Raw genomic sequence first — 7,011 nt, 5'->3', positions numbered from 1 at the left:
GAGGCGGCCTGCTGCGGCGGGATCGGCACCGAGCCGCCGGGCGGCTGCGCGGCCCCGGGGTACGGCTGACCCTGCGAGCCGCCGCCCGGCACCTCGACCACGGGGCCGCCGGGCGAGGCCTGCGGACGGCCGCTCGGAGGCACCGACGGCGGGAGCGCCGGCGGCAGCTCGTTCTGGGCGTCCTGGCCCGGGGCGGGCGTGTGCTGCGTGGCCTGCTGGCCGACGTCCTCGCCCTGGCCCTGCTCGGGCTCCGGGTCGGTCAGCCAGTCGAGGGCGAGCCAGCGGATGCCGGTCCGGTCCGGTGCGGTGGCGGCGAGCTGCGCCACGGGGCCACCGCCCAGGCCGGGCAGGACTGCCTCCGGCGCGATCTGCGACCACGGCTCCAGCACGAACGCACGCTCGTGGGCGCGCGGGTGCGGCACCTCGATGTCGTCGGCGGAGTCGGTCAGCGTGCCGTAGGTGATGAGGTCGACGTCGAGCGTCCGCGGGCCCCAGCGCTCCTCGCGGGTGCGGCCGTGCACGTTCTCGATGCCCTGGCAGGCGTGGAGCAGCCCGCGGGCCGACAGGGTGGTGCGGCCGAGCACCACGGCGTTGAGGTAGTCCGGCTGCTCCTCCGGTCCGCCGACCGCCGCCGTGCGGGCCAGCGGCGACACGTCGGTGATCTGCAGGCCGGGTGTGCGGTCCAGCTCGGCGACCGCCGAGCGCATCGTCACCTGCGGGTCGCCCAGGTTGGCGCCGATCGCGATGACGACGTCGACCGGGCTCGCCGGGATCTCGTCGAACCGGTCGTGCGGCTGGTCGGGCTGGTACTGCTCGACGCCCTGGAGCTGTCCCGCCGGGAAGTCGCCCGAGCCGTGCTGCTGCTCCTGCCCGTACTGCTGGTCCTGCGGGCGGTCGGCACCGTCCGGCACGGCGGCGGCGACGCGGGTGCGCTCCATGTCCGCCTGGTCGTACTGCTGGTCGAAGAGCTGGTCGTAGTGGTTCTGCTGCGGGTCGAGCCCCTGGGGCTGCGCGCCCTGCTGCTCGGGCTGCTGCGCGTGCTGCTCGTAGCGCGGCTGCTCGAACTGCTGCTGCTCGAGCGACTGCCGGCTGTACTGCTGCTGGTCGAACTGCTGCTGCTCGTACGGCGGCTGCTCGAAGCCCGTGCCCTCGTACCGGGGCTGCTCGAGCGGCTGGTCGAGCTGCTGCTGCGGCTCGTAGGCGTCCTGGCGCGGGGCCCCGCCGTCGGCGTCCTGCCGCTGGTCGAGACCCTGCCGCTGGTCGAGGCCCTGGAGCGACTCGTACTGCTGGACGGGCTCGAAGACGGGCTCCGACCGGAGCTCCTCGGCCTGGAACACCGGCTCCTTGCCGGGCTGGTCGGCCTGCGCCGCCTCGGCGGGCAGGTCCCACGCGGCCGGGGCCGGCTGGACCGGCTCCGGGGCGATGAGCTCGGGCACCGGCAGCGGCTCGGGTGCCTCGGCGGGCTGCGCGGCCGGGGCCGTCTCGAAGGCGGCGGCACGCCGGGGCGGCTCGGCGGGCTCGGAACGGTAGGCCTCGGAGGCCGCGGGGTCGAGCCGGTCGCCCGCCTCGGCCTGCTGCCCTGCGGTCGCCGGGAAGTCCTGCTGCCCGGTGCCGGCGTACTCGCTGCCGGCGTACTCGCTGTCCGTGTACCGGGTACCGGCGTACTCGGGGTCCGCGTACTGGGCGCCCGCGTACCGGGTGCCCGCGTACTCGTAGCCCTGCGCGCCGAGGCCCTGGGCCTCGTACGGCGCGGGCTCGCCGGCCGGCTCGCGGAAGTCCTGGGTGCCGAGCGGCTCGACCGCGCCGGCGGACGCGGGCGCCGCGACGACGGGCGCGTGCGTGCGGTCGCGGCGGATGGCCACCTCGACGTCGGTGAACGGGACGTCGATGGGCGCGTGCGGCTTGTGCACGCGCACGTCGACCGCCTCGATCTGCGGGCGCGCGAGCACCGCCGCGGCGATGCGCTCGGCGACGGTCTCGACGAGGTCGGCGGGCTCGCCCGCGAGGACGTCGTGCACGTCGCGGGCCACGTCCGCGTAGCTGACCGTCCGGTCCAGGTCGTCCCCTGCCGCGGCCGGGCGCGTGTCCAGGTACAGCACGACGTCGGCCAGGAACTCCTGACCGCTCTGCCGCTCCGAGGGCAGCACACCGTGGTAGCCCCGTGCGCTCACGCCGCTCAGCCGGACCTGGTCCAGCGACCGGCCGTCCGGGCCTGCGACGCCCGTTCCGAACGCTGTGGTCACCGTGGTCCCCCTCCATCGTCATTACGTGCACCGGAATCCTGCCAGGTCGGCAGGTCCTGTTCCCCGGCCGTCCACGATTCTGTGGTCAAGGCCACGGTGGAAGTCAATGCCGTCGAGCGGGGAGAGGTACCCGGCGACCCTACCGGGGACGCGCCGCGCGCGGCGGACCACGCCGAGGCGACCCGGACGGCGTCCGCGCTGGCCCGGACGGTGTGCACGCGCACGCACCAGGCGCCCGCCGCGGCGGAGAGCGCGGAGATCGCCGCCGTCGCGTCGTCCCGGGCGCGCGGCGGGGCGGGGTGGCCGGCCGGGTCGGCCAGGAGGTGACCGAGGAACCGCTTGCGGGACGCGCCCACGAGCACGGGCCGGCCCAGCGCGTGCAGCGCGTCGAGGTGGGCGAGCAGCGGCCAGTTCAGCGCACCGGCCTTGGCGAACCCGAGACCGGGGTCGAGGACCACCTGCTCGGGGCGCACGCCGACGTCGTGCAGGGCGGCCAGGCGCGCGCCGAGCTCGTCGCGCACGTCGGCCACGACGTCGCCGTACTCCTGGCGGTCGTCCATGACGTCGGCGTGGCCGCGCCAGTGCATGGCCACGTACGCGACGCCGGACTCGGCGACGAACGCGCCCATGTCCGGGTCCGCCAGGCCACCCGACACGTCGTTCACGATGCGCGCCCCTGCCGCCACCGCTCGTTCGGCGACGGCGGCGCGGGTGGTGTCGACGCTGACGGTCGCGCCGTGCTCCGCGAGCCGCTCGATCACGGGCAGCACGCGCGCCAGCTCCTGGTCCCGCGGCACGCGCGAGGAGCCCGGCCGCGTCGACTCGCCGCCCACGTCGAGGATGTCGGCCCCCTCGCCCAGCAGCTCCAGCCCGTGGGACACCGCGGCGGACGGCTCGAACCACTCCCCGCCGTCGGAGAACGAGTCGGGCGTCACGTTGACCACGCCCATGACGAGCGTCCGGCCGGTGCCGGACAGCTCGGGCAGGCCGTGCACCCGGGCGTCCCGGGTGGGGTGGCCGGAGCCGGAGGGCACCGTCACTTCCCGGCGATGAGGCTCATGGCCTCGGCTCGGGTCGCGGCGTCGCGCATGACCCCGCGGACGGCGGAGGTGATGGTGCGCGCGCCGGGCTTGCGCACGCCGCGCATGGACATGCACAGGTGCTCGCACTCGACGACGACGAGCACGCCCCGCGGCTCCAGGATCTCCACGAGGGAGTCGGCGATCTGGCTCGTCATCCGCTCCTGCACCTGCGGGCGGCGGGCGAACACCTCGACGAGGCGGGCCAGCTTGCTCAGACCCGTGATGCGCCCGTCGACGCTCGGGATGTACCCCACGTGCGCCACGCCGTGGAACGGCACCAGGTGGTGCTCGCACGTCGAGTACACCTCGATGTCCTTGACCAGCACCATCTCCTCGTGCCCGAGGTCGAAGGTCGTGGTCAGCACGTCCTCGGGCTCCTGGCGCAGGCCCGCGAAGATCTCCCGGTACGCCCGCGCCACGCGGGCGGGCGTGTCCCGCAGGCCCTCCCGGTCCGGGTCCTCGCCCACGGCGAGGAGGAGCTCCCGGACCGCCGCCTCGGCCCGCTCGGCGTCGTACGGCGGGACGTCCGCCGCCCGCCGTGCGGGCGTCGTCACGGGCGTGACTGACCTGTCGGTCATGGTGGTGCTCCGGTCTCGGTCGGTGGCCTGCGGGATGAAGCCTCTCGGCCTCAGTGGGGCGAGTCCGTCGGCGCCGCGTCGGACGGCGGGGCGACGTCGAGCACCGCCTCGTCCTGCGGGATCACGGAGTGCCCGTTCTGCGCGGCGAGCTCCTTGGGGGTGAGCACCGGGCCGCGCGTGTGCACGGTGCGCTGCTCGCTGGACAGCCAGACGTCGCGGGCGGGGCGCTTCTCGACGGGACGGAAGACCTCCTCCAGCTCCTTCTGGTTCAGCGTCTCCTTGTCGAGCAGGCGCAGCACGAGGTCGTCGAGCACGTCGCGGTGCTGGGTCAGCACCTCCCACGCCTCGTCGTGCGCCGCCTCGACGAGCTTGCGCACCTCGGCGTCGATCGTGCCGGCGACGGCCTCGGAGTAGTCCCGCTCGTGGCCGTAGTCGCGGCCGAGGAACGGCTCGCCCCCGCTCGTACCGAGCTTGATGGCGCCGACCTTCTCGCTCATGCCGTACTCGGTCACCATCTTGCGGGCGATCGCCGAGGCCTTCTCGATGTCGTTCGACGCGCCGGTCGTGGGGTCGTGGAACACGATCTCCTCGGCCACCCGGCCGCCCATCGCGTACGCGAGCTGGTCGAGCAGCTCGTTGCGCGTGGTCGAGTACTTGTCCTCCATCGGCATCACCATGGTGTAGCCCAGCGCGCGCCCGCGCGGCAGGATCGTCACCTTGGTCACCGGGTCGGTGTACCGCATCGCCGCGGCGACCAGGGCGTGCCCGCCCTCGTGGTACGCGGTGATCTTCTGCTCCTTGACGTTCATGACGCGGGTCCGCTTCTGCGGCCCGGCCACGACGCGGTCGATCGCCTCGTCCAGCGCACGGTCGTCGATGAGCTGCGCCCCGCTGCGCGCGGTCAGGAGCGCGGCCTCGTTGAGCACGTTGGCCAGGTCGGCACCCGTGAACCCCGGGGTCCTGCGGGCGACGGCGGCGAGGTCGACCGTCTCGACCATCGGCTTGCCCTGCGCGTGCACCTGCAGGATCGCCTCGCGGCCCTTGAGGTCCGGCGCCTCGACGGCGACCTGGCGGTCGAACCGGCCCGGGCGCAGCAGCGCCGGGTCGAGGATGTCGGGGCGGTTGGTCGCGGCGATGAGGATGACGTTCGTCTTGACGTCGAAGCCGTCCATCTCGACGAGCATCTGGTTCAGCGTCTGCTCGCGCTCGTCGTGGCCACCGCCCATCCCGGCGCCGCGGTGGCGGCCGACGGCGTCGATCTCGTCGACGAAGATGATCGCGGGCGAGTTCTGCTTGGCCTGCTCGAACAGGTCGCGCACGCGGCTGGCGCCCACGCCGACGAACATCTCGACGAAGTCGGAGCCCGAGATCGAGTAGAACGGCACGCCCGCCTCGCCGGCGACGGCCCGCGCGATGAGCGTCTTGCCGGTGCCGGGCGGGCCGTACAGCAGCACGCCCTTGGGGATCTTGGCGCCGACGGCCTGGAACTTGGCCGGCTCCTGCAGGAACTCCTTGATCTCCTGGAGCTCCTCCACCGCCTCGTCGACGCCCGCGACGTCGGCGAACGTGACCTGCGGCGTGTCCTTGCTGGCCAGCTTGGCCTTGGACTTGCCGAAGCCCATCACCCGGTTGCCGCCGCCCTGGGCCCGCGAGAGGAGGAACCAGAACACGACGCCGATCAGGAGGAACGGGATCAGCACCGACAGCATGGAGGACCAGAAGCTCGGCTGCGGCACCTCCGAGTCGAACCCGTCGGCCGGGTCCGCCGTGACGATCGCGTCCTCGACCCGGTCGCCCTGCGGCTGGGTGTAGAAGAACTCGACCGTCGTGCCGTGGTCGACCTCCTCGGCCTGGTCACCCTCGCCCTCCTCGGCCTTGAACGCCGTGGACAGCTCGAGCTCGACCCGCTGCTCGCCCTCCACCATGAGGGCGTGCTCGACCGTGTCGCCCTCCAGGAGCTCGATGCCCTGGGACGTCTCGATGCGGGAGACGTTCGGCTGGTTCAGTGCCGAGATGGCCAGCGTCACCACGACCAGGGCGACGAGGATCCAGATGATCGGCCCGCTCAGTAGCTTCTTGATGTTCATCGGCGACGGGGACCGAGCCCCGTTTCCCTCCGCTCGCGCAGTATGTGTCCGTCGAAACTACATGGTCTCCCTGACAGGAGCCCCGAGTGTTCGCCCAGAGCATGCGATGCCTGGGCCACACCTCGCCCAGACGTGACGAACCGCCCGGACGGGCACTCGCGGCGTCGAGCGGTGCTGGGAAGCCTGGCTTCGTCAGCCCCCGTAGACGTGGGGTGCCAGAGTGGCAACGAACGGCAGGTTCCGATAGTTCTCGGCGTAGTCCAGCCCGTAGCCCACGACGAACTCGTTGGGGATGTCGTACCCGAGGTACTTCACGTCGACGTCGGCCTGCGCCGCGTCGGGCTTGCGCAGCATCGAGGCGATCTCGACCGACTCCGGCCCCCGCGAGCGCAGGTTCGACACGAGCCAGGACAGCGTGAGGCCCGAGTCGATGATGTCCTCGACGATGAGCACGTTGCGGCCCGTCAGGTCGGCGCGCAGGTCCATCAGGATGCGCACGACGCCGGACGACTTGGTGCCGGACCCGTACGACGACACGGCCATCCAGTCCATCTGGACCGGGTGGTGCAGGCGGCGCGACAGGTCGGCCATGACCATGACCGCCCCCTTCAGGACACCGACCAGCAGCAGGTCCTTGCCCGCGTAGTCGGCGTCGATCTGTGCTGCCATCTCGTCCAGCTTCTTGGAGAGCTGCTCCTCGGTGAGCAGCACCTCTGCGAGGTCGGAACCGACGTCGGACTGGTCCACAAGTCACTCCTGGGTTGTGCCGGGGGGCTGGTCGCCGTCCTGGCCGTCCGCTGTGGCGGACGGCGCGGCGCGCAGGAAAACTCTGCCACACGCGCGACCCGCTCGTGCGCCGCCCGGGAGGTGGACGGGTCCCTGGCCCGTCCATGCGACGACGAGCGCGTCGAGGGCGTCCACGTGCCGCGCGGTGGTGTCCGACGGCGCGCACCCCACCGCGAGCGCCGCGGCCCGCAGGGCACGGCGCCGGAGCGCGGCGTGGGCCGGCGCGAGCACGCCG

Annotated in this window: 6 protein-coding genes; all 6 read right to left on the bottom strand. The window is 73.2% G+C overall.

Translation table 11 applies throughout. The features are described 5' to 3' along the window. A partial coding sequence (folK, locus tag HLB15_RS24390) for a 2-amino-4-hydroxy-6-hydroxymethyldihydropteridine diphosphokinase (protein WP_311979606.1) occupies nucleotides 1-2,243 on the bottom strand: 2,243 nt, incomplete at its 3' end. Further along, complete coding sequence (gene folP, locus HLB15_RS21400; protein WP_376699412.1) at nucleotides 2,240-3,283, bottom strand: dihydropteroate synthase; 1,044 nt, start codon at nucleotides 3,281-3,283, stop codon at nucleotides 2,240-2,242. The genes folK and folP, both read right to left, overlap by 4 nt. Next, complete coding sequence (gene folE / locus HLB15_RS21395; protein WP_171108475.1) at nucleotides 3,280-3,903, bottom strand: GTP cyclohydrolase I FolE; 624 nt, start codon at nucleotides 3,901-3,903, stop codon at nucleotides 3,280-3,282. The genes folP and folE overlap by 4 nt, the downstream gene beginning before the upstream one ends. Nucleotides 3,904-3,953: 50 nt before the next feature. Continuing rightward, nucleotides 3,954-5,990, bottom strand: a complete 2,037-nt coding sequence (gene ftsH, locus HLB15_RS21390; protein ID WP_171108473.1) for an ATP-dependent zinc metalloprotease FtsH — start codon at nucleotides 5,988-5,990, stop codon at nucleotides 3,954-3,956. Between the two features lie 192 nt (nucleotides 5,991-6,182). Continuing rightward, the gene (gene hpt, locus HLB15_RS21385; RefSeq protein WP_171108471.1) at nucleotides 6,183-6,737 is read right to left on the bottom strand and encodes a hypoxanthine phosphoribosyltransferase; all 555 of its coding nucleotides are present in this window, start codon (nucleotides 6,735-6,737) and stop codon (nucleotides 6,183-6,185) included. Nucleotides 6,738-6,740: 3 nt separating this feature from the next. Continuing rightward, nucleotides 6,741-7,011: TilS substrate-binding domain-containing protein (locus HLB15_RS21380; protein WP_171108469.1), on the bottom strand; the 271-nt coding region annotated here is incomplete at its 5' end.

Origin of the sequence: Promicromonospora citrea (assembly GCF_013004695.1) — a bacterium.
Taxonomy (GTDB): domain Bacteria; phylum Actinomycetota; class Actinomycetes; order Actinomycetales; family Cellulomonadaceae; genus Promicromonospora; species Promicromonospora citrea.
This window is presented reverse-complemented; position numbering and strand designations above follow the sequence as displayed.